The organism is Archangium sp. (assembly GCF_036277355.1).
Classification (GTDB): Bacteria; Myxococcota; Myxococcia; order Myxococcales; family Myxococcaceae; genus Archangium.
The window spans coordinates 39129-60441 of sequence record NZ_DASUNC010000203.1 but is presented as its reverse complement, the minus strand read 5'-3'; the positions used below and the strand labels follow the sequence as shown (position 1 = coordinate 60441).

At 69.8% G+C, this 21313-nt stretch carries 21 protein-coding genes; 10 read left to right on the top strand and 11 right to left on the bottom strand.

The window, feature by feature from the left end; translation table 11 throughout:
* Positions 1-209: 209 nt before the first annotated feature.
* Entirely contained in the window at positions 210-851 is a 642-nt protein-coding gene (locus tag VFZ09_RS50230; protein ID WP_329735005.1) for a hypothetical protein, read from the bottom strand.
* Positions 852-903: 52 nt separating this feature from the next.
* Between VFZ09_RS50230 and VFZ09_RS50225 the strand changes: the two genes are divergently transcribed.
* From VFZ09_RS50225 to VFZ09_RS50205, 5 genes are all read left to right on the top strand, one after another.
* Entirely contained in the window at positions 904-1287 is a 384-nt protein-coding gene (locus VFZ09_RS50225) for a hypothetical protein (protein ID WP_329735004.1), read from the top strand.
* Between the two features lie 54 nt (positions 1288-1341).
* Complete coding sequence (bcp, locus tag VFZ09_RS50220) at positions 1342-1995, top strand: thioredoxin-dependent thiol peroxidase (protein WP_329735003.1); 654 nt, start codon at positions 1342-1344, stop codon at positions 1993-1995.
* A gap of 205 nt (positions 1996-2200) precedes the next feature.
* On the top strand, positions 2201-2794 hold the full coding sequence (locus VFZ09_RS50215; RefSeq protein ID WP_329735002.1) for a hypothetical protein: 594 nt from the start codon (positions 2201-2203) through the stop codon (positions 2792-2794).
* A 166-nt stretch (positions 2795-2960) separates the two neighbouring features.
* Positions 2961-3434 (top strand): hypothetical protein, encoded by a 474-nt coding sequence (locus VFZ09_RS50210; RefSeq protein WP_329735001.1) that lies wholly within the window; start codon positions 2961-2963, stop codon positions 3432-3434.
* Between the two features lie 142 nt (positions 3435-3576).
* Entirely contained in the window at positions 3577-3906 is a 330-nt protein-coding gene (locus VFZ09_RS50205; RefSeq protein WP_329735000.1) for a hypothetical protein, read from the top strand.
* Between the two features lie 20 nt (positions 3907-3926).
* Here the strand turns inward: VFZ09_RS50205 and nagZ are convergent, their stop codons facing one another.
* Entirely contained in the window at positions 3927-5030 is a 1104-nt protein-coding gene (nagZ, locus tag VFZ09_RS50200) for a beta-N-acetylhexosaminidase (RefSeq protein ID WP_329734999.1), read from the bottom strand.
* Positions 5031-5194: 164 nt separating this feature from the next.
* On the bottom strand, positions 5195-5380 hold the full coding sequence (locus tag VFZ09_RS50195; protein ID WP_329734998.1) for a hypothetical protein: 186 nt from the start codon (positions 5378-5380) through the stop codon (positions 5195-5197).
* A gap of 122 nt (positions 5381-5502) precedes the next feature.
* Between VFZ09_RS50195 and VFZ09_RS50190 the strand changes: the two genes are divergently transcribed.
* On the top strand, positions 5503-5931 hold the full coding sequence (locus tag VFZ09_RS50190) for a response regulator (RefSeq protein WP_329734997.1): 429 nt from the start codon (positions 5503-5505) through the stop codon (positions 5929-5931).
* 24 nt (positions 5932-5955) lie between these two features.
* Here the strand turns inward: VFZ09_RS50190 and VFZ09_RS50185 are convergent, their stop codons facing one another.
* The 7 genes from VFZ09_RS50185 to VFZ09_RS50155 all read right to left on the bottom strand — a co-directional run bounded on the left by VFZ09_RS50185 (position 5956) and on the right by VFZ09_RS50155 (position 13487).
* Entirely contained in the window at positions 5956-6945 is a 990-nt protein-coding gene (locus tag VFZ09_RS50185) for a cytochrome-c peroxidase (protein WP_329734996.1), read from the bottom strand.
* Between the two features lies 1 nt (position 6946).
* Positions 6947-7846 carry an MbnP family protein gene (locus VFZ09_RS50180; RefSeq protein ID WP_329734995.1) on the bottom strand — a complete coding sequence of 300 codons (900 nt, stop codon included), beginning with the start codon at positions 7844-7846 and terminating at the stop codon, positions 6947-6949.
* 101 nt (positions 7847-7947) lie between these two features.
* Positions 7948-8673: a double-CXXCG motif protein gene (locus VFZ09_RS50175; protein WP_329734994.1), complete on the bottom strand. Its 726-nt coding sequence runs from the start codon at positions 8671-8673 to the stop codon at positions 7948-7950.
* Between the two features lie 28 nt (positions 8674-8701).
* Positions 8702-9388, bottom strand: coding sequence for a TIGR02269 family lipoprotein (locus VFZ09_RS50170; RefSeq protein ID WP_414640818.1), 687 nt, complete (start codon positions 9386-9388; stop codon positions 8702-8704).
* A gap of 80 nt (positions 9389-9468) precedes the next feature.
* Complete coding sequence (locus VFZ09_RS50165; RefSeq protein WP_329734992.1) at positions 9469-11571, bottom strand: BatA domain-containing protein; 2103 nt, start codon at positions 11569-11571, stop codon at positions 9469-9471.
* Positions 11568-12446 (bottom strand): DUF58 domain-containing protein, encoded by an 879-nt coding sequence (locus VFZ09_RS50160; RefSeq protein WP_329734991.1) that lies wholly within the window; start codon positions 12444-12446, stop codon positions 11568-11570. Before VFZ09_RS50160 ends, VFZ09_RS50165 begins: the two co-directional genes overlap by 4 nt.
* A 9-nt stretch (positions 12447-12455) precedes the next feature.
* Entirely contained in the window at positions 12456-13487 is a 1032-nt protein-coding gene (locus VFZ09_RS50155) for a MoxR family ATPase (protein ID WP_329734990.1), read from the bottom strand.
* A 336-nt stretch (positions 13488-13823) separates the two neighbouring features.
* Between VFZ09_RS50155 and VFZ09_RS50150 the strand changes: the two genes are divergently transcribed.
* From VFZ09_RS50150 to VFZ09_RS50135, 4 genes are all read left to right on the top strand, one after another.
* Complete coding sequence (locus VFZ09_RS50150) at positions 13824-15002, top strand: hypothetical protein (RefSeq protein WP_329734989.1); 1179 nt, start codon at positions 13824-13826, stop codon at positions 15000-15002.
* 208 nt (positions 15003-15210) lie between these two features.
* Positions 15211-17868 carry a TIGR02266 family protein gene (locus VFZ09_RS50145; RefSeq protein ID WP_329734988.1) on the top strand — a complete coding sequence of 886 codons (2658 nt, stop codon included), beginning with the start codon at positions 15211-15213 and terminating at the stop codon, positions 17866-17868.
* An 8-nt stretch (positions 17869-17876) separates the two neighbouring features.
* Positions 17877-18389, top strand: a complete 513-nt coding sequence (locus VFZ09_RS50140; RefSeq protein ID WP_329734987.1) for a hypothetical protein — start codon at positions 17877-17879, stop codon at positions 18387-18389.
* 305 nt (positions 18390-18694) lie between these two features.
* Complete coding sequence (locus VFZ09_RS50135; RefSeq protein WP_329734986.1) at positions 18695-18970, top strand: hypothetical protein; 276 nt, start codon at positions 18695-18697, stop codon at positions 18968-18970.
* A 25-nt stretch (positions 18971-18995) separates the two neighbouring features.
* On the opposite strand, the gene VFZ09_RS50130 is transcribed toward VFZ09_RS50135, so the two are convergent.
* Positions 18996-21239 carry an ATP-binding protein gene (locus VFZ09_RS50130; RefSeq protein WP_329734985.1) on the bottom strand — a complete coding sequence of 748 codons (2244 nt, stop codon included), beginning with the start codon at positions 21237-21239 and terminating at the stop codon, positions 18996-18998.
* Positions 21240-21313 lie beyond the last annotated feature (74 nt).

The window sequence follows — 21313 nt, the reverse complement described above, 5'->3', positions numbered from 1 at the left end:
CCTCGACGCCAGCTGGCCCGAGTACAACCGCCTCTACGCCCACCCCTTCACCTGGTCCTGGACTCGCGCCAAGATGCACTCGTGGGTGGACCGGCACCTGTCCTGACTATGTTGAAAAACTTGTCGGACAGTCCACTAGGGGTTCGCATGCACCCTCTCCCCCTGGGAGAGGGCGGGGGGTGAGGGTCTTCGCCCCCCGTGCGCCTCACTCAGAGGCGGCTGAAGATCCAGAACACGCCGAGCACGGCGGAGGCGCCGGCCACGAAGCGCTGGAGCCGATCGGCCAGGGTGGAACCCATGCGGGCGAGGCCCTCGGCGAAGAGCAGGCCCACGGCGCCCATGCCCACGAGGATGCCGAGCGCGAAGCCGGGCAGATACGTCCACCCGGAGCTCTGCAGGCTGCCACCCACGAGCAGGGGAGGCAGGGCGAGCAGCAGCGAGCGCACGCCACTGACGGCCATGAGGGCCCCGGCGGCGGTGCTCACCTGGTCATGCATGTGGGAGTGGGGCTCGTGCGTGTGGCCGGGCAGGTGGGGGTGGCCGTGGCGCAGCACGTTGGGGAAGAGGAAGGCGGTGACGGCGAGGGCCACCAGCACGGCGCCGCCGAAGATCTCCGCCCAGCGCTCGAAGGTCTCGGAGAGGCCCACGCCCGCCAGGAGGCAGAAGGTGGCGACTCCGCCGAGCACCGCCGCGTGGCCGATGGCGAAGCGCAGCGCGACGAGGAAGGTGGCCCGGCGCCGGGAGGGGCCCAGCGTGCCGAGTGTGGCCATGGCGGCGCAGTGGTCCGGCCCCACCGCGTGGAGCAGGCCCTGGCCGAGACCGAACAGGAATGCGAAGAAGAGGGGCGGCACGGGGGAGCACCCTAACCCCCCTTCGTGTCCGAGGCCAGCAGGAGGGTTGCACGTGTCTGCCATCTACCGAAGCCGCCGGGCCGTGGTGCCGCTCCTGTTGGGTGTCCTGCTGACCGTGGGGGCCTGTAGACGGGACGAGGGACCGGAGCACCTCGCGCGCGCGGAGGCGAAGCACGCCGAGCTGGTCGAGCGCGGCGTGCCTCCGAAGGACCCGGCCTGGGACGCCGTCATGGGCGAGCTGGAGAAGGTGCCACCGGACTCCAAGGCCTACGCCGAGGCCCAGCGGCGGCTGTCCCGCCTGAAGGAGCTGCGGACCACCCCGTTGCCGCGTCGGCCGCTGTCGAGGCCCGGCGTGCCGGAGGGCGGGTCCCACTCGCTGGACGAGCAGGGTCTGCACCCGCACGACCACCCCGGTGAGACGGACGGCGGAAGGTGACCGGAAAAGTGGGGCTTGCGAAGACGGACGAATGGGTTATCCAAGCAAGCACTCATGCCCACTCCCCAGACAGGCCAACCGGCTCCCGATTTCCAGCTGCAGGACCAGAACGGCAACGACGTGAAGCTCTCGCGGCTGCGGGGCAAGAACGTCGTGCTCTACTTCTACCCGAAGGATGACACCCCGGGTTGTACGCGCGAGGCGTGTGACTTCCGTGACGAGCACTCGGCGCTGGAGGCGGCCGGTGCGGTGGTGCTGGGCGTGTCGCCGGACGACACGAAGAGCCACCAGAAGTTCGCCACGAAGTTCTCGCTGCCCTTCCCGCTGCTCGCGGACACCGAGCGCAAGGTGTGTGACGCCTACGGCGTGTGGGGCGAGAAGTCGCTGTACGGCCGGAAGTTCATGGGCGTGACGCGCGCCACCTACCTCATCGACACCGAGGGCAAGGTGGCCCGGGTGTGGCCCAAGGTGAAGGTGGACGGCCACGTGAAGGAGATCCTCCAGTCGCTGAAGGGCGGCGCCTCCGCGAAGACCGAGGCCCCCGAGAAGGCACCGGCGAAGAAGGCGGCGGCGAAGAAGACTGCCGCGAAGAAGGTCGTGGCGAAGAAGGCGGCACCGGCGGGCAAGGCCGCGATGAAGAAGGCCGAGCCGAAGAAGGCCGCACCGGCGAAGAAGGCGGCGTCGAAGAAGACGGCCGCGCGCCGGTAGCCCCCTGAGCACGGAGCGAGCATCCCTCCCCTCGCCCTCCGGGAGAGGGACGGGGTGAGGGTGCCACGGCTCATGGGTTCCAGCCGGTGCCTCCGCCCGTGTGCACGCGAGCAAGCAGCCCTTGGCCGCCTGCTCGCGGCTACCCGTCTTGCGCGTGCATGCCCACCCCTTGTCCCAGGCAAGGCACGACGACAGGGAGGCGGTCATGCGGAAGATGGGGATGAAGCTGGCGCTGCTCGGCGGATTCGCGGGAGCGGTGCTGCTCGCCGGGTGCGGGAACAACCCCTACGACTACGGACGGAAGTGGTCCTTGACGGCCCAGGAGGACTACTACTCCGAGCAGGTCCAGGCCGGGAACCCGGCCTCCGCCGCGAGCTCCAACATCGGCAGCAGCAGCTCGGTGTTCCAGACGAGCGAGCAGGCGCGGGGCACGGGTGGAGCGGGTGAGGCGGATGCGTCCTCGGACATGCCACGAATCCAGGGCAGCAAGCAGGAGCAGGAGCACCTCTGGTTGCAGCAGGACATGCGCGTCCCGTATCCGCCGCCGCAGATCGACGCGGCCATGGAGCTCGGGACGGGCAAGCCGCTGCGGGTGGGGGCCAATGGCTCGTGGGTGCAGGGCACCTATGGCGTCGAGCTGGGCTCCGGTCTCGCCTCCGCGGTCCACACCTCCGGTGCCGCCTTCGAGCCGGAGGAGTCGCGGACGGGGACGCAGTCGCTCCCCAACCAGCCCGCGAGCGAGGGCCCCCAGTCGCCCAAGGGCCAGATCGGGCAGCCTCCGGCCGCGAAGGACCAGTAGCACGGGGCCGGTGCCCACGCTGGAGAGCAGCCGGGCGGGCGGGCGCTCGACAGAGACCCGCTTGGTAGCCCGGAAGCCTCGCGGTGCCCATCCCTGAAGGCGCGGCTGCTCCGCTCTCGCACCTCGCGAGCGGCGGGAGCGCCAGACGTGTTCCCGGGAGACGGACATGCACGACAGCGGTTTCAGACGGTGGGTGGTGATGGGGGCGCTGGCCTCGGCTTCGTGGCTGGTTTCGGCGTGTGGAGCCCTTCCGCAGCAGGGGAACACCTATGAGGTCGCCCCCGGCTTCGCGCGGACCCCTCAGCTGAGCGGCTACAACGGCACCATCCAGGACAACCCCACCAGCATCGACCCGCGGACGCCCGAGGCGCAGGGCACTCCGGGCCGCTCCCTGCGGATGGACCCCGGAGAGCGGGCCCTGCTCCAGTCACAGGGCGGCGCCGCCATGGGCGGCAGTGGCTCCACTCCACCCGCTCCGGGCCCCGCGGGCGGCCCGCTGTACGAGGAGCTCGGCGCGGAGGGCAGCGCCATCGCGCCGTCGAACGACGTTCCCGCCGCGCAGGGCGTGGGCAATGACCGGCCCACCAACCCCAATACGCCGGGGGGTGCTCCCGCCCGGCGCGATGCGCGGGGCAAGTAGGCCGTCCCGCGTCAGGAGCGTCCTCGCGGTGCCGGAGGGGTCCGGCGCCTCGGGAGACCCCTGTTCCGGGCATTGGCTTCACACCCCTTCATTCATGGACCCGGGCTGGCGCTGATGCCTGCCCGTGAGGAGAGCAACGGACATGCGCGGAAGCATTCGCAGGTGGTGGGCGGTGGGAACCCTGGCCTCGGCGTCGCTGCTGTTCCCGGCGTGCGCGGACACGAACAAGGGCACGGATACCGCCACCCAGGAGCAGATGGGCACGGGGGGCGCGGGCAGCGCGGGCATGGAGGGCCAGGAAGGCATCGGCGGCTCCGGCACCGCCGGCACGGAGACGCACAAGGCAACCCATGGCGCCAAGGGCGGCGGAACCATGGCCCGCGACGCGGGAACGCCGGGCCCGGCGGACGCGGGCACGGGTGGCGCGGGCCTGGACTCCGAGAGGGAGTCCGGAGACCTCCCCACGAAGTAGGCGGGAGGCCCGGGACGGGACTACCGCGAGGCCAGCATGACCTCGGTGGGGTCCTTCCCGTTGAAGCCGCTGGCGAGCCCCTCGGCGAGCGTCCGGTGTTCGGCGTCGCCGAGCGTGGCCAGCCGGTCCTCGGGGCCGTGGGCGAAGCGTGCCTCGAGACGGGCGAGGCGGCGGTGGGCCTCCTCGATGCGAGCGCGGGGCACGCGGCCGGACTCCACCGCGCGCACCAGCGCCTCGATGCACCGCCGCTGCACGCCCGCCTGATGGCAGACGAGGAAGAGGTCCACGCCGGCCAGCGTGCCCTGCACCGTGGCCTCCTCCACCGAGTAGTGGCCGGCGATGGCCTTCATCTCCAGGTCATCGCTCACCAGGACGCCGTCGAAGCCCATCTCCTGGCGCAGCATGCCGTCGAGCACGCGGTGGCTCATGGTGGCGGGCACCTTGGGGTCGAGCGCGTCGAAGAGCACGTGCGCCGTCATGAGCGAGGCGAGCCCCGCCTGGGCGAAGGCGCGGAAGGGAACCAGCTCCACGCGGCGCAGGCGCTCCATGCCGTGGGGCAGCCGCGGCAGCGTCAGGTGGCTGTCCGAGGTGGTGTCGCCATGTCCGGGGAAGTGCTTGCCGCATGAAGCCACGCCGCCGGCCTCGAGGCCGCGCCCCAGGGCCACGCCCATGCGGGCCACCTCGTCCGGGTCGCGGCTGAAGCTGCGGTCGCCGATGACGGGGTTGGCGGCGTTGGTGTCCACGTCGAGCACGGGGGCGAAGTCCCAGTCGAAGCCGATGGCGCGCAGCTCGTGCGCGAGCAGCCGGCCCACGCGCTCCACGAGGGCCACGTCGCCGCGCTGGCCGAGCTCGCGCATGGGGGGCAGGGCGGTGAAGGGCGCGCCGCGCAGCCGCGCCACGCGTCCACCTTCCTGGTCCACCGAGAGGATGAAGGGCCGGCCCGCGCGCGTCTTGATGTCGCGGCACAGGGCGGCCGTCTCCTGCGCGGTGCCCACGTTCCGCTTGAAGAGGATGGCGCCGAAGATGCCGTCCTTCATCAGCGCGGCGAAGTCGTCGTCGATGCGGGGGCCGGGGAAGCCCACCATGAAGAGCCGGGCACAATCCCGGTAGAGAGCGTTGCTCATGGGGCCGTACCTTCTCACGCCCTTCACTTCACGGGGAGGGAAGAGCACGGCGGATGCTCGCCGCCGTACGTGGCTGCCTGTCCATCCGTCAGGAAGGCCGCACTCGGGAGGAGGGGCGCCGGGCGGGCCCAGCCATGGCTCTCCTGGCGGGAGACGAAGTTCCCTCAGCCCATGACGGGGAGCAGCAGGGCGGAGGGAAGCTTGCCGCCCTGGCGGGGGGCGTAGCGGTCGGCGAGCAGCTTGACCCCATCGGGCATGGGCACTTCGACGTCCCGCTCGACGAGGACGTCATGGGTGTCCGCGGGAGGAAACGCGAGGAGACGCGCGAGGAAGCGGCTGGCGAGGGTCATGGCCGCCCATGATTGCACTCCGGCCCTTGACGCATCACACCTGAAATGAGGGCGACTCCTCTCTAGTGAGGGGCGCGAGATTGCCATCCAGGTCAGCCGCTCCGGAAAGAGAGGAAGCCACCGTGAGCACGATTCTCCTGGTCGACGACGAACCGGATCTCCAAGAGCTCTACACCGATGTATTGGAGGTCATGGGCTACCAGGTCATCCATGCGCACGATGGCCTGGAGGCCCTGGAGAAGGCCCGCCAGCAACGGCCGGACCTGGTCGTGACGGACTGGATGATGCCTCGCATGGATGGCGTCGAGCTCTGCCAGCGCCTGCTCCACGAGCCGGGGCTCGAGGGGGTTCCCATCATCCTTCATAGCTCCCGGCGCGCGCCCCGGATTCCCGGCGTCCGCATGACGCTCTCCAAGAGCTGTCCGCTGAACGAGTTCGAGGACGCCGTGGCCCAGGTGATCGACGAGAGCACCGGCGAGGTCCTCACCCCCGCTTCCCTGGAGACCTCCGAAGGGACTCCCGTGGAGGCCCTCGTGGAGCTCCACCACTGAGGGCCCCCGCCGTCAGCGGACCGCTCAGGGGTCTGGCTGGAACCGCGGGTCCGCGAGGAAGGCCTCGTCGGTGAGCGCACGCAGGAACGCGGCGAGGTCCGCCTTCTCCTGCGCGGTCAGCTCGAGTGGGTGAAGGGTCGGATCCGTATTGGGATGACCCTGCCCGCCCTGGGAGTAGTGCTCCACCACGTCCTCCAGCGTCGCCAGCGAGCCGTCGTGCATGTACGGCGCGGTGACGGCCACGTTGCGGAGACTCGGCACCTTGAACTTCCCCCGGTCCGAGGGCCTCTCGGTGATGGCTTCCCGCCCCAGGTCGGGGTCGTCCGGCCGTGTGCCGTTGTTGTGGAAGCCGTTGTTGGTCAGGTTGAAACCCACGTGGCAGTGGAAGCACTCGGCGCGCTCGGAGAAGAAGAGGTTCATCCCGCGCTTCTCCGTGTCTGAGAGCGCCGTGTCCTCGCCCTTCTGGAACCGGTCGTACCGGCTGTCACCACTGACCAGGGTGCGCATGAAGGACGCGAGGGCCTTGGTCACGCCCTCCGGGCCGGGCTTCTGGCCATACGCGGCCTGGAACTGGCGCACGTAGGAGGCATCGGCGGCCACGCGGCTCACGACGTCCTCCATGCGCATGTCCATCTCGAGCGGATTGACGATGGGCCCGATGACCTGGTGTTCCAGGGTCGGGGCACCGCCGTCCCAGAAGAACGAGGTGTTCCAGGCGAGGTTGAACAGGGGCGGCGCGTTCCGGGTGCCGAGCCTGCCCTCGACACCTTCGCTCACACGCCGGGGATCGGCGAACGCGTTCTCCTGCTGGTGACAGCTCGCGCACGCCACCTCGCCCGTGCGGGAGAGGCGCGTGTCGAAGAAGAGGCGCTTTCCCAGCTCCACGCGTTCACGTGACAGGGCGTTGTCCTCGGGGACGCGCATGGCGGGGAAGCCCGAGGGCACGGTGACGAGCTCGCCGGTGCCGCACGCGGTGAGCACCGAGCCCAGGAGCATGATGGACAGGAGGCGCATGTCAGTGGTGCTCCTGCTCGAGACGGAGGAAGCGCGAGCCACGGAGGTTCTCGGCCAGGGAGTCCGCGAGCGCTCCACCGTGGACACGCCGCTGCTCGTCGTTGGTGATGTCCGGCTGAGCGGCTCCAGCGGGTGACACGAGGAGGCGGTTGAAGTCCGCGATGAGCTCGGGGCCGGTGCCGCCCTCGGGCGTGAGGGTGAAGGGGGCATCGAGCTCGAGGGCGACGAAGCGCTTGTCCTCGCCCACGTGGAAGAAGAAGTTCTTCCAGGCGCCCGAGTCCTGGACCTGGCCCTCGAACTTGAGGAACACGTAGCCGGGGTTCCAGCTCCAGTACATGTCCGAGTCCACGTCCAGCGGCGCGTCCATGGCCGAGGCATCCGAGTGGTTGAGCTTCGCGCCGGACCCGCAGGACTCCGGCACGCCGATCGAGACGGCCATGCCGCGGTAGTTGCCCGCGGGCGCCTGGACGTAGACGTTCAGGGACTCGGGCCGCTCCAGGTCCAGCAGGGTCACCCCGTACGGCAGCCGGTGGCCCTGGGCGTCGACCAGCTCCGCGCTGACGCGCTCTCCGCTCTCGCCGAGGAGCGCCACCTGCGAGAGGTACAGCCGCGCCTTCAGGGTCTTGAAGGACGCGCCATGGGAGGAGGTCACCGGGTTGCCGAGCAGGAGCGGGGCCGTGCCAGCCATGAAGTGAACGCCGAGGCGCGTGATGGGGGCCGATGCGTCCACCGTGGAGGGGGGGAGGCATGTTTCTGGCGTGGCGGAGGAGTTGTCCCCACACCCGATGGCGAGCGAGGACGCGAGAGCGACGGCCACCCCGAGGCGCGTCGTCCGACCCTTGCTTCCCACCCACGTGAACCGCCCCGGTACCGCGACCGCCGTCTCACCCTTGCTGTTCATGTTCGTCTCCTGGCTGCGCTGGAGGCAGTGATTTGCCCCGAGCGCACCCGGAGACGCGGATGCCGCGGTCGAATTACAGGTGGATTATTCGAGCGATTTGCTCAGCGCACCTCGGCTTCCCGGAACACCACGCCGTCCAGCTCCAGGCGCTTCACCGCCTCCACCAGGCGCTCGCTGGCGAAGATGAAGCCCGGCGCATCACGGAAGCGGAAGACGTCGACGTCCTCGGGCAGCGAGGAGGCGTCGAGCCAGAACTTCTTCGGGAGGGGGTTCGGGTTGTTGCCACACGTAGGGCAGGCAGGATTGCGATCTGGCGAAAGGCATTCAGGGTGGAACTGACCGTGCAACTCCAACTGCAGTTCCAGCAACTCTGGATGCTTCTTCTGCCGGAAGCGTACCTTGATGGGGCAGCCTTGGAGGCCTCGTATGCCGGCCACCTGTAATTGCTCCAGTGCCTCCCGGCGCACGTAGAGTGTCCAGGGGTTCTGCATGAAGAGCTGGCCGAAGTAACCCAACCCCGAGCCCTCCACCGGGCCGAAAGCCGCGCCTGATTTCAGCATGGCCCATTTGGGAGCAAGGGGACGTACCAGCTCGCGAAGTCGGACGAACTCCTCGAAAGATACCGGTTCTGGCTCGTGGAGCTTCTCCCGTTCCGGAAGGCTCGAAACATCCACGCAGGGATACTGGAGTCCCCCAAAACCGCCACCCATGCGGCAGGCTGGACATGGCTGCGACCAGTCCAAGCCGGGCAGGCTCCACTTGTGTCCGGCGTTCAGGTTCCCCGTATAGAGGGGAGCGTCGTCTCCTGTGACTCCATAGAACTTCAAGCGTCTCTTCCTCCAACCCGTTGAGCCGTCAGTCCGCGAAGAGCTGGGGGCCCGGCGATACAACCTGGTGGCCGTAAGGCACGATGGGACCCACGATGTCGAAGCGATAGGCCAATTCGAACGCTTTGCGCATCATTTCCTCCCGCGGCAGTGTCTGGTGGAAATTGGCATTCATGAACTGCCGCCATGCCGTGTTCCACAGACCGCCGTTCGCGCCACGATGAATGCGCAGGTGCACCTGCTCCGGGATGGCCATCGTCCATGCGTGGACGTCGATGCCACTGTTCTTGAACCACTGCCTGAACTCCTGCGCCTGGGGGAACAGGTGGTGCTTGATCAGCGTTCCTTCGAGCCGGGGAAAGGCCGGGAGGAAGCCCTGCCGGTAACGGAAATGGAACGTCATCCGGGGCCGTGCATCCTCCCGGAGCCCCGCGCGTCTCCAGTTGCGATGGATGCTGGGACTGCGCATGGGGGGGCGGTAGCGCGCCAACTCCGCACCATGTGCCAGCGGAGCATGTGCCACGGCCTCCGGGTCCACGTCTTCGCAGCTGAAGACACCACACTCGCCCTCATCGCATGCGAGCACGACGCACTGATCGGCGCTCGGGGCTTCGCACGCGATGGGGCCGGTGTGCACCGCCGGAGACGTCGTGGCGCATGCGGACAGCAGCAGGACGACAGCAAGAGATAGGGGGCGCGGGAGCGGTCGGGTCACGGGAGCCCGGAACTGTATCGGGTCCCGTGGTTCAGAGGGCGTAGACCCTCACCCCAACCCTCTCCCAGACGGAGAGGGAGCTACTTGCGCAGCAGCGTGCCCTCGAAGAAGAAGGCCAGGGCCGCGGCCACGATGAGCCACGTCCACAGCGGCACGGGCGGGCGCTCCGAGTCCGCGCTCGAGGCCTTCACCGTCTCCTCGCCGAAGTGCGCGGACAGCGCGTCCTGCGGCAGCCGGCTCAAGTCACTCTCGGCCGGGTCGAGCGTCGCCGCGAAGGCCAGCGCGGGCACCGCGTTGCCATCCGCGCCCAGCACCGAGAACGTCCCCGGCTGCTCCACCGGACCCACCAGCACCGTGCCGTCCGGCTGCGCCTTGTGTGGCACCTCCTTGCCGTCCGGCGCCTTCACCGCCGACACCTTCTGCGTGCCCTCGGGCCGCAGCGTGAGCGTCTCGCCCACGCGCACCTTCTGCTCCTCGCGCTCCTCCAGCGAGCCCGCCAGGTACGCCGCGAAGCGCTGCATCAGCGGCAGGAAACTGGTGCGGATGGGGAAGTCGCTCCAGTCCCGGTCCACCGTGCTGGTGAAGAGCGCCACCCGGCCCTTGCCCCTCCTCGCCACCGCCACCGCCGGAGCGCCGTCCTCGTACGTGGCCAGCACCTGGCTCGCGCCCTGGGCCGTGCCGCTCCCGTCCGCCTCCAGCAGCATGTACCGGTAGAAGCACGCCCCCACGAGGCCCTCCTCGGCGCGGCCCGTGAACGGCGCGAAGAGCGGATGCTCCACCTTCACCTGCGCCAGCTTCGCCGCCTTGCCCTCCGCGTCCGGGTCATCGCGCTCCACGCTGGTGCGCACCAGCCGCAGGTTGCGCGGCAGCAGCGCGCCCAGCCGCGTGTTGTACGCCTCCGGATCCACGTGGTCGCCCACGCTGATGAAGAGGCCTCCGCCGTTCTCCACGAAGGCGCGCAGCTTCGCCGCGTCCGCCTCCTCCGGCGCCGTCACGTTCAGCAGGTACACCAGGTCGTAGCCCGTGAGGTCCTCGCGCCACCCGGCCGCCGCGTCCCGCACCGCCACCTGCACCGGCGAGCCCGGCGCCGACAAGGCCGCCTCCATGAAGAAGGCCTCGTCCCGGTAGCGCGTCGCGTGCGGCGCGCCGTTCACCACCAGCGCCTTCAACGGCCTCGGCACCGCCAGCACGAAGGCCCGCCGGTCATCCTCGGCCAGTCCGTCCGGCGTCAGCATGCCCTGGCCCACCACGGTGCCTCCCTGCTGGAAGCGCACCGTCAGCGACTTCTGCGCCGTGCCATTCGCCGGCACGTCCACGAAGCCCTTGCCCACCGTGCTCTCGCCCACCCGTACCGCCGCCTCCAGGTCCTTCAGCGGCTGGTCCGAGAAGTTCTTCACCGTGAAGGTGAAGAGGAAGGCACGCGGGCCCGCCTGCAGCGCGGGCTCCACCTTCAAATCCACCAGCGCGTGGTTGGGCAGGGCGTCCTCGCCGTTGGCCGCGTCGCGCAGCACCACCTCGGGCCGCACCGCCTCGCCCGTGGGGCCCTTCACCGTGGGCGTCGGCGCCTCCAGGCGCATGGAGCCGGCCGTCAGGTCCGACACCACCACCAGGCGCTTGCCCGCCACCGGGCTCTCCTCCAGCGAGCGCGCCGCCAGGTCCAGGCACCGCGACAGGTCCGCCGCCCCATACGTCGGCTGCGCCTCGTCAATCACCTGCCGCAGCTTCGAGCGGTCGAAGCCCGGCGCCGCGGGCGGCAGCGGCGAGCCCGTGCACACCAGCACCGTCGCCGGCTCCTCGGGCCGCAGGTCCGCCAGCGCGTCACGCGCCTCGTCCCGGCCGCGCTCGAAGAGCGACGTCCCGTCCGACCAGCGCATGGACAGCGAGGCGTCCAGCACGATGGCCGTGGCCGCCGGGCCCTTCACCACCGCGGCCGCCTCGGCGTCCTGCTTCAGCTCCGGCCTCGCCAGCGCCACCGGCAGCGCGAGCAGAATCAACGTGCGCAGCGTGTACAACAGCAGCCGCTTGAGCTTGAGCCGGCTCGCGGTGCGCTTCTGGCTGCGCAGCACGAAGGCCAGCGGCCCGAAGGGATGGGGCCTCGGCCGCCGCCGGTCGAAGAGATGGATGAGCAGCGGAATGAAGGCGGCCAGCGCGCCCAGCAGCATCCACGGGTGTGCGAACGTCACCGGCGCCTCCCGCGCTTGCCCAGGTAGCGCAACAGCACCTCGTCCAACCGCTCGTCGGTGCGCACCAGCTCGTAGTCCACGTCCGCCTCCGCGCAGGCCGACTTCACGTTCGCCAGGAAGGCCCCGAACTCCTCCAGGTAGCTCTCCTTGATTTCACGCGGATTCACCTCGATGCGGCCCTCGCCCTCCATGTCCAGGAAGAGCGTGGGGTCATCGAAGGGGAAGGTCAGCTCGGCCGGGTCCACCAGGTGGAACACCGACACGTCGTTCTTGCGCTGCCGCAGCGCGAGTATCCGCTTGAGCGCGTCCTGGTTCTCGTCGAGGAAGTCCGACAGCACGATGACGGAGGAGCGGCGCGGCAGCACCTCGGCGAGGTGGTCCGCGGCGGACAGCAGATTCGTGCCCCCATTGGGCGCGGTGTTCTCCAGCGCGTCCAGCAGCACGTTGAGGTGGCCGGCCGAGGCGCGCGGGGGCACGTCCTGGAAGCGGCCATTGGTCATCACCGCGAGGCCGGCGGCGTCCTGCTGGCGCACCAGCAGGTAGCACAGCGCACCGGCCAGCGTGGTGGCGGCCTCCAGCTTGGAGAGCGCGCCGCTGCGGTAGCCCATGGAGGCGGACGCATCCACCACCATCACCGCGCGCAGGTTCGTCTCGTGCTCGAAGCGCTTGACGTAGTACTTGTCGAACTTGCCGTAGGCCTTCCAGTCCAGGTGGCGCAGCTCATCGCCGGGCGCGTACTCCTTGTGCTCGGCGAACTCCACGCTCTGGCCCTGGTGGGGGCTCTTGTGGAGGCCGGACAGCACCCCCTCCATCACCGCGCGGGCGCGCAGCTTCACGCCCTGCAGCCGGGCCAGTGTCTGGGAGTCCAGCAGCATGCGCGGGCGCTATCCCTTCACCATCGCGACCAACTGGTCCACCAGCTTCACCGACGTGGTGCCCTCGCTCTCGGCGGTGAAGTTGGGCAGCACGCGGTGACGCAGCACCGGGCGGGCCACCGCCTTCACGTCCTCCACCGAGGCCACGAAGCGTCCATTCAGAATCGCCCGCGCCTTGGACGCCAGCACCAGGTACTGGCTCGCGCGAGGCCCCGCGCCCCACGACACGTTCTTCGCGATGAACTCGGGCACGCCCGGCTCCTTGGGCCGCGTGTGCCGCACCAGCTCCACCGCGTAGCGCACCACGTGGTCCGGCACCGGCACCCGGCGCACCAGCTCCTGCAGCGCCAGAATGCGCTCGGGCGAGAGGATCTTCTCCAGCCTGGGCTGCGAGCCGCCCGTGGTGGACTTGACGATCTCCACCTCCTCCTCGGCGGTGGGGTAGCCCACGTCCACCAGGAACATGAAGCGGTCCAGCTGCGCCTCGGGCAGCGGGTAGGTGCCCTCCTGCTCGATGGGGTTCTGCGTGGCGAAGACGAGGAAGGGCAGCTCCAGCGGGTAGGTGCGGCCACCGGCGGTGACGCGGTACTCCTGCATGGCCTGCAGCAGGGCGGCCTGCGTCTTGGGCGGGGTGCGGTTCACCTCGTCCGCGAGGATGATGTTGGCGAAGAGCGGCCCCTTGAGGAACCGGAAGGCGCGATGCCCGGTGGCCTTGTCCTCCTCCAGGATGTCCGTGCCGGTGATGTCCGAGGGCATCAGGTCCGGGGTGAACTGGATGCGGTTGAAGGACAGGTTGAGCACGTCCGCCAGGGTGGAGATGAGCAGCGTCTTGGCCAGGCCGGGCACGCCCACGAAGAGGCAGTGGCCGCGGGCGAAGAGCGCGATGAGCAGGTGCTCCACCACGTCGCGCTGCCCCACGACGCGCTTTTCGATCTGCCCGAGAATCTGGGCTTTGGCCCGGGCGAGCTCCTCGACGGCCTGAAGGTCCTCGCTGGTGGCTTCCGGTACCGGTGTCGGGGCGATGGGGGCGGCGTTTTCCATGAGAAGGGTTCTCTTAATCTCGGGCGGCGCGCGGTCCAAGGGGTTCGCGGGGGGTCCGCGGCACGAACGTGGGATGCCAACCGTTCCAGAGGGCGGGTATTCCTGCCACAGGACGTTCGTCCGCTCCAGGACACCCTGTGTCCGGTTCCCTACCCCCCAGGGGGGGTCGGCCGGACCCGAGACCGGGGGGATGCCGGAGGGAATGACCCCCTTACCTTCCCCCGGTTCGTCCCTCGGGGCCACTCCGGCACGTCCTCCCCCTCCGAGGAGGCCTCGTCCGGCGAGGAAGGGAGCGGTACCCGTCCGGTTGCCTCGACCCCCTCCGAGCCGGCTCCCGTGCCGCTCCAGCCGGAGCCCCCTCCCGTCCAGCCCTGGTTCCACCGGCTCGGCGGGCCGCAGGACGACTCCGGGACGGGGCTCGCCGTGGATGGGGCGGGGGACATCTCCGTGGTGTGGCTCTCCACGCCGCGCGAGGACGACGAGCGCGAGTCCGTGCCGGGCCAGCGCCGGGGCCTCACGCTGGCGAAGTACAGCCCGGATGGGGCCGAGCGCTGGGCCCGGGACTTCTCGCGGATGCGCGTGGCCTCGCCGCGCGTGGCGGCCTCGCCCTCGGGGGAGGTGTTCCTCTCTGGCAACGCCTTCCTGTACCCCCTGGACTTCGGCCTGGGCGCGGCCACCGATGGCTTCGTCGTGAAGTTCTCCGGCGAGGGCCAGCCCCTCTGGCAGCGGCGCGCGGGCCAGAAGGTGTACGGCCTGGCGGCGGATGGCGAGGGCGGGGTGCTCGTCACGGCCGAGGAGTGGACGCCGGAGGGCCCCGTGCCGGTGCTCGCCCACCATGACGCGCGGGGGGCCTTCCTCTGGGCGCGGCAGCTGGACCGGGTGGACGAGGGGACGCAGCTGCACGCCCTGGCGCTCGCGCCCTCGGGCCGGACGCTGCTCGCCGGACGCCTCGTGGGCCCGCTCACGGTGGATGGCCGGGCCTTCGGGAGCGCGGGGGGCCAGGCCCTGTTGCTGCTCGCCTTCGAGCGGGATGGGCGGCTCGCGTGGGGCAAGGAGCTGCGGGGCGTGGACGGCCACGTCACCGGGCTGCGGCCGGAGCGCGACGGGGGCGTGGTGCTGGTGGGCGAGCTGCGCGGTCCCCTGTCCTGGGGCGGCGCGCGGCTCTCGGGCTCCGAGGCCTTCGTCCTCGCGGCGGGCCCGGACGGCGCCGAGCGCTGGGCCCGACCGCTCGCCTGTGACTCGAAGCCGGCCTCGCCCGTGGTGGCGCTGGACGAGGCGGGCCAGGTGGTGGCCGTCTGTGGCGGCACGTTGAGCGCGTACGCCCCCGAGGGCTCGCAGCGGGACCAGCGCACGGTGTCTCCCGGCGAGTGCCCCGAGGGCGGCTGCCCGGTGGCCTGCACCACGCTGGACTTCGTCCCGGGGCGGGGCTTCACCCTCGCGGGCTACCAGCGCCACGGCGTGCGCTCCGGCGAGGCGTGGGACCAGGACGCCTTCCTGCGGCTGCTCGCTCCGTGAGCCGTCCGCCGTCCCCTGTTTCCCCAGAAATCGGAAAGAACCCGGTGGGTCTCCCCCGCTGAAACCCTCCGGGCACGTCTCGTGCGAGGGGGAGGCGTGGGACGGGGTCGCCCATGCGCGCACCTGGAATGGGAGCGCGGCAGGCAGGGGAGCGGAGGAGGAGAGAAAGACTTGAGCGGGCGGGTCTTACCCGCGACAGTCAGAAGCTATGGATCAGGGACGGCGCGCCGCGGACCGCAAGGCCGTGGGTCTGCTGGTGAAGCTCAAGCACACGGATATCGGCAACTTCGTCGAGGAGTTCGCCGTCAACATCAGCCCCGGGGGCATGTTCATCCGTTCGCGCGAGCCGCAGCCGGTGGGCACTCCGGTGAAGTTCGAGGTGCGCATCGCCGATGGTCTCCGGGTGATGAAGGGCTCGGCGGTGGTGCGCTGGGTGCGGCCGCCCGAGGACCTGTCCGGGCCTCCCGGCATGGGCATCCAATTCACGGAGCTGGACGCGCCCTCCCAGTCGCTCGTCGACCGGATGTTGCAGCGCAAGGGCGAGGTGTCTCCGGCGGCGCCCTTGGCCGCTCCTCCCGCCGCGAGGCCGGCGGCCGCTCCTGGGGTGGCGCCGGTGCAGGCGATTCCCACCGTGGCGCCCGTGGCCCCCGGCACGCGGCCCGTTCCCGCGGCCCGTCCGCCCGAGCCCCTCGTTCCGCCTCCGCCGCCGCCCGTCACCGCCGTCGACATTCCGCTCGACGAGCTCATCGCCGCCACGATTCCGCCCGAGCGAGCGCGAGCCGAGCCTCCGCCCGCCGCGAAGCCGCCCGTTCGCCAGAGCAACAGCATGCAGGAGTTCGATCTGGCGGACCTCTCGGCGGCGGCCACGCCCGGGCCCGCCACGCCGTCTCCGCCCGCGCGCGCCGGTCAGGCCAGCAGTGCGGTGGAGCTCGAGCTGGAGTCCTCCGACGACGACGAGCCGCTCGAGTTCGCACGGCCCGTCGCGGGTCAGCCCATGCGGCCCGCGGCGAGGAAGCCCGCGCCACCGCCTGGTGCCCGCCCCGCGGCTCCAGTGGCTCCTGTGGCCCCTCCCGCTCCCGTGGCACCCAGGGCTCCCCAGGCGCAGCCGGCGGCCCCGCAGCTCGCACCGGTGGCCGCGAAACCGGCGGCCCCGCTGCCTCCCGAGCCCAAGAGTTCCCCCGGGCAGGTGCGCACCGTCTTCCTCACGCCGCCGGCGAGCCTCGAGAGCAAGGGCCCGGTGATTGGCATCGACCTGGGCACGTCCAACTCGTGCGTGGCGGTGGTGACGAACAACAAGCCCGTGGTGCTGCGCTCGCGCGAGGGCTACAACACCATCCCCTCGGTGGTGTCGCTCTCGTCGCAGGGCAAGCTGCTGGTGAGCCACCGCGCGAAGAGCCAGGTGCTGCTGCGCCCCGAGCAGACCATCTACGGCGCCAAGCGCCTGGTGGGGCGTCCCTTCGACAGCGCGGTGGTGAACCAGGTGCGCGAGCGCTTCCACTACGAGATCATCCCCGACGCGCGAGGCCGTGCGGCGGTGCGGATGGGCGAGCACGTGCTGTCGCTGGAAGAGGTGCAGGGCATCATCCTGCGCGAGTGCAAGGAGTTGGCGGAGCAGCACCTGGGGCAGAAGGTGGAGCGGGCGGTGGTGACGGTGCCGGCGTACTACTCGGAGCCGCAGCGCGAGGCGGTGCGCCGGGCGGGGTGGATGGCGGGGCTGAAGGTGGAGCGGATTCTCAACGAGCCCACCTCGGCGGCGCTGGCGTACGGGCTGAACCGCGAGGTGACGAAGAAGGTGCTCGTCTATGACCTGGGCGGCGGCACCTTCGACGCGACCATCCTTCGAATCGACCGGAACGTGTTCGAGGTGCTGGCCACGGGAGGCGACATCTTCCTGGGCGGCATGGACTTCGACAACGTGCTGGTGGACCTGTTGCTGGAGCGCTTCCAGCAGCAGGAGAAGGTGAGCTTCCAGGGAGATCGCATCGCGCTGTCGCGGGTGACGGACGCGGCCGAGCGGGCGAAGGTGGCGCTATCGGAGTCCAGCTCCTACGAGGTCCACATCCCGATGCTGATGATGGACGAGTCGGGGCAGCCGAGGGACCTGCACGTCACGCTGACGCGGGCGGAGATGGAGAAGGCGTGCCTGCCGATGGTGATGCGCACGCTGGACGTGGTGCGGGACGTGCTGCTGGACGCGAAGATGAGGCCGGGGGACATCGACGACATCCTCATGGTGGGCGGGCAGGCGCGCATGCCGCTGGTGCGCGAGAAGCTGAAGGAAGTGTTCGGCAAGGCGCCGCACGCGGGGGTGAACACGGACGAGGCGGTGGCGCTGGGCGCGGCGTTGTACTCGAGCGCGGTGGACAAGGTGAGCAGCGTGGTGCTCATCGACGTGCTGCCGATGACGATCGGCGTGGCGATGCCCGGTGGAGCGTTCACGCGGGTCATCGAGCGCAATACGCCGCTGCCGGCGCAGCGCTCGTTCGCGATCTCCACGACGCGGGACAACGAAGAGGTGATGGAGCTGTCCATCTTCCAGGGAGAGGACACGCACATCTCGGCGAATGAGTACCTGGGCACGGTGCGGCTGGAGGGGCTGCCGAGGGGGCCGAAGGGCTCGGTGCGGGTGGCGGTGACGCTGCGGCTGGATTCCGAGTGCGTGCTGCACGTGACGGCGCAGGAGTACTCGACGCGCAAGGAGATGAAGGCAACGCTGGCGACGCGCTACACGCCGGAGGAGCTGCGGCAGCGGCTGGGGGTGGCCTCGGACGCGGCGAAGGCGGCGGAGGAGCGGCGCGGCCAGGACCTGAAGGAGCGCTCGGGCCGCTTCTGGGGCTTCCTGAAGAAGGTCGTGGGCAAGGCCTGAGGGAGTTCATGGTGCCCCCGCCGCGTTGCTGTCTCCCACGCTCGTGGTTGCTCGTTGGCCTCGTGCTGTGGGAGGCCAACGGCCAGACAGGATGCACCGATCGCAACAGCGTGGTCGGGCGCATCACTCCTGAGCACTTCTGGTTCAAGACGACCGTTGAGAGGTCCGATGCGCAACCGGGTGGATGGCAAGCCGTCTGCATCCACGCCCGCATCACGGAGGGCGACTCGGGGGCGACGACCGTCTGCAAGTTCGAGGTCGGCCTCCCTCTACGAAACGGCCAGAGGGAAATTCCTCTGTGGGTGGCTCGGCGGGACGCGGCGGAGATGGCCAATCGCGCTGCGTACAAGGTCCTCTCCAACGCTCCGCGTGGAGAAATGATGTTCACGCTGTGTAGCAATTTCAAAACCCTCTATGACCTGATGCTCAGGGAGAAGCATCCGGGCGCTCTGGTGGGAGCCTGTGTCTCCGAAGGTATCGAAACCGTCCTCTTCGACATCCCGAGGCCTTCCAAATCATGAAGGCATTCACGAAGGCGGAGCTCATCCGCATTGCGCACCAGCACTACCCTCCCGGAAGCACCGTCTTTGTCGACATCGACAGGTCCACACCCGAATTCCAGCGTTGGTCCGCTGCTTGGAAGACGGCGCTGGCCTGGGAGCCCTGGGACTCTCTTCTCAGTGAACTCATGGCTGCATTTCCCGGCCGTCCCGTCGGGGACGTGACGCAACCTGGTATGTCCGCCTGTCTCCGGTGTTGTGTGTACCTGGAGAAGCCACTACCCGAGGGAGGGCGGGTTCTGACCCGTCTGGCTGGTGCTGTGAGCGTGCTCGCCCCGCTCTATCTCGTCTACGTCACGGTGCAGCACATCCGGGCCGATGACACACGGACCCGGCCGCAGCTCTTCTTGCAGCCACCGGACGAAATCAGGCCGCACGCGGAACTGCTCGTGCATCAGCTGGAGCGGGCACTCGGCTACCAGCCATTCCCGCTCGGACTGGCCAACGAGCCTGTTCCCGGCCGATGCGTCTACTTCCTCAATGGAGGAGAGCCCTCGTTGCTCGATGCCCTTCTGGGCAGGGATCTGGGCAACCTGCCCTGAGTCCATGGGCACCGCCTGGTGCCCCTCAGGCCGCGCCTCCCTGGGCCTCGGCCATGGGGCAGGGAATCTCCAGCGTGAACGTGGCCCCTCGTCCTGGCCCCTCGCTGTGGACCTTCAGCGAGCCCCCCAGCTCCTGCGCCGCCAGGGCACTGGAGTGCAGACCGAAGCCGTGCCCGTCCTCCCGCGTGGTGAAGCCGTACTGGAAGATGCGCAGCAACATCTCCGGTGAGATGCCCACGCCCGTGTCCCGGATGTCGATGCGGACGTAGTCTCCAGGGCCTCGCTCCAGCGTCACGATCAACCGCCGCTCACCCGTGGCCGCACGCTCCAGGGCATGGCTGGCGTTGCTGATCAGATTGACGAGGATCATCAGCAGCTTGTGCTTGTCCGTCAGCACCGGAGGGAGCGCCGTCAGGTGCCGCTCCACCCGCGCTCCATGACGGGCGAGCCCGGCCGCGTTGATGCGCAGCGCGTCCTCCAGCAGCTCCTCCAGGTGCACGGGCTCGTGCATCCGTGGCGTGCGCGCGTAGTTCTGCTGCACCTTGACGATGTCGCCAATGTGCTCGGTGTACCGGCCCACGTCATCGAGCAGCAAGAGCAGCTCCTTGCGCTCGTTCAGCAGGGTCTCTCCCAGCTTGCCCAGGAAGGGCGTCACATGCCGGCCGCGCTCGTCCTGCGTGAGGAAGGTTCCAACGTCGGCCTGGTGCTCCTGGAGCATGCCCGCCACCCGTCCCACCTGCTCGAGCTTCATCCGGCCCATCCGCTCCCGGGCGAGCTGCGCCGCGGTGTAGACGCTGTTGAGCACGTTGCCCACGTTGTGCAGCACGTTGGTGGCGATCTCCGCCATGCCCGCGCGCCTCGCCGTCTGCACCAGCCGGACATGCACGTCCTGGAGCTCGCGCGTGCGCTCCTCCACCCGCTGCTCCAGGTGCTCGTTGGCCTGACGCAGCGCCTCCTCGCGCTGTTGGACCTTGTCGGCCATGGACCGGATGGCCCGCGCCAGCTGTCCCAGCTCGTCCTCGCGTGAGGTGTTCAGCTCCACCTGGAAGTCACCGGCGGCCACCCGCTCCGCGGCCTGGCTGAAGGCCAGCAGCGGCCGGGTGACGTGCCGACGGAGCACCCAGGACATGATGGCCAGCTCCGCCACCAGCGCGACGAGGCCCACCAGCAGCACCTGGCGCGCGGCGCGGAGCGCGGGCTGGGACACCACGCGCTCGGGCAGCACCGTGACGAAGTTCCAGCCGGGTCCCTCGAGCCGGGACATGCCGATGTACTCCTCATGCTCCGGCAGCTCCGCCACCGTCTGGCCCGGCGGACCGTGGCGCACCTGCTCGAAGATGCTCCGCAGGCCGCGCTGCTCCTCCTCGGTGACGCTGGGCGCTTCCTCGCTGTTCTTCCCGCCGCTGCCCGGGATGTAATAGACGCCCGTGTCTCCTTCCCGGGTGAACCGCGGATGGGCGATGAGCTGACCGTCGTCGCGGAAGAGCAGGTTGTACGCGCCGGGCAGATGGTCGTTGATGGTGCGCGTCATCAACTCCTGGATGAGCACGTCGTGGCCAATCGTCGCGACATGCCGGCCCTCCAGGTCCAGCGGCGTGGAGACCGAGACCATCCAGCTCTTGTCCACCGGATCCGAGTAGACGCCGCACCAGACCGTCTTCCGCTCCGGGTTCTTCCCCGGCTGGCTCAGCTCGTAGAACTCGAGCGTGAGGAAGGACTGAGTGCTCTCGGCCTCCTGGGTCCACGTGGGACGCTCCGGCCAGTAGAGCACCAGCACGTTTTCCGGCAGCACGACGTAGGTGTTGGTGAAGCGCGTGTGCAGGGCGGGCCCGTACTGGGCGAGCACGTCATACGCGGCCAGGATGCTCCGGCGCAGCCCCGCGCCCATCCGGACGTCCTTGGGCACCATGAGGCCCGGCATCTTCGTACCGTCGAAGCGCTCGGGGCGGTTGCGGACGCTGCCATCCGCCAGCTGGACGAAGAGGCGGTCGAAACGCGCGTCCACCTCCTCCGGAGTCAGGGCGAGGAGCCTCTCCTCCAATGCCTTCAGCAGCACGGCGTGGTTGTCCTGCGCCAGCACGAAGATGCCCTGCTCGCGCTGGCTGCGCTCCACCACGTACCGCTCCAGCCTCGCGAGGTTCTCGGTCCGGACCGACTGCAGCACGTGCAGGTAGCTGAAGAGCGTGGCCAGGGCCACCACTCCCGCGATGCGCGCCCCCATCTGCAGGAGCGTCGAGCGCGACAGGGAGCGACGGCGGGAGAACGGCATGGCGCGGCCTCTCTCGGGCGGGAGTTTCCGATTCTAAACGGTATTCCTTCTTTGATGTCCCAAGCATTGAGAAA

Excerpts from the sequence above, each read along its gene's own strand:
- bcp (WP_329735003.1), top strand. The coding sequence starts at position 1,342 with ATGCCCACTCCCCAGACAGGCCAACCGGCTCCCGATTTCCAGCTGCAG.
- VFZ09_RS50215 (WP_329735002.1), top strand. The coding sequence starts at position 2,201 with ATGCGGAAGATGGGGATGAAGCTGGCGCTGCTCGGCGGATTCGCGGGA.
- VFZ09_RS50210 (WP_329735001.1), top strand. The coding sequence starts at position 2,961 with ATGCACGACAGCGGTTTCAGACGGTGGGTGGTGATGGGGGCGCTGGCC.
- VFZ09_RS50205 (WP_329735000.1), top strand. The coding sequence starts at position 3,577 with ATGCGCGGAAGCATTCGCAGGTGGTGGGCGGTGGGAACCCTGGCCTCG.
- nagZ (WP_329734999.1), bottom strand. The coding sequence starts at position 5,030 with ATGAGCAACGCTCTCTACCGGGATTGTGCCCGGCTCTTCATGGTGGGC.
- VFZ09_RS50195 (WP_329734998.1), bottom strand. The coding sequence starts at position 5,380 with ATGACCCTCGCCAGCCGCTTCCTCGCGCGTCTCCTCGCGTTTCCTCCC.
- VFZ09_RS50185 (WP_329734996.1), bottom strand. The coding sequence starts at position 6,945 with ATGCGCCTCCTGTCCATCATGCTCCTGGGCTCGGTGCTCACCGCGTGC.
- VFZ09_RS50180 (WP_329734995.1), bottom strand. The coding sequence starts at position 7,846 with ATGAACAGCAAGGGTGAGACGGCGGTCGCGGTACCGGGGCGGTTCACG.
- VFZ09_RS50160 (WP_329734991.1), bottom strand. The coding sequence starts at position 12,446 with ATGCTGCTGGACTCCCAGACACTGGCCCGGCTGCAGGGCGTGAAGCTG.
- VFZ09_RS50155 (WP_329734990.1), bottom strand. The coding sequence starts at position 13,487 with ATGGAAAACGCCGCCCCCATCGCCCCGACACCGGTACCGGAAGCCACC.
- VFZ09_RS50145 (WP_329734988.1), top strand. The coding sequence starts at position 15,211 with ATGGATCAGGGACGGCGCGCCGCGGACCGCAAGGCCGTGGGTCTGCTG.
- VFZ09_RS50140 (WP_329734987.1), top strand. The coding sequence starts at position 17,877 with ATGGTGCCCCCGCCGCGTTGCTGTCTCCCACGCTCGTGGTTGCTCGTT.
- VFZ09_RS50130 (WP_329734985.1), bottom strand. The coding sequence starts at position 21,239 with ATGCCGTTCTCCCGCCGTCGCTCCCTGTCGCGCTCGACGCTCCTGCAG.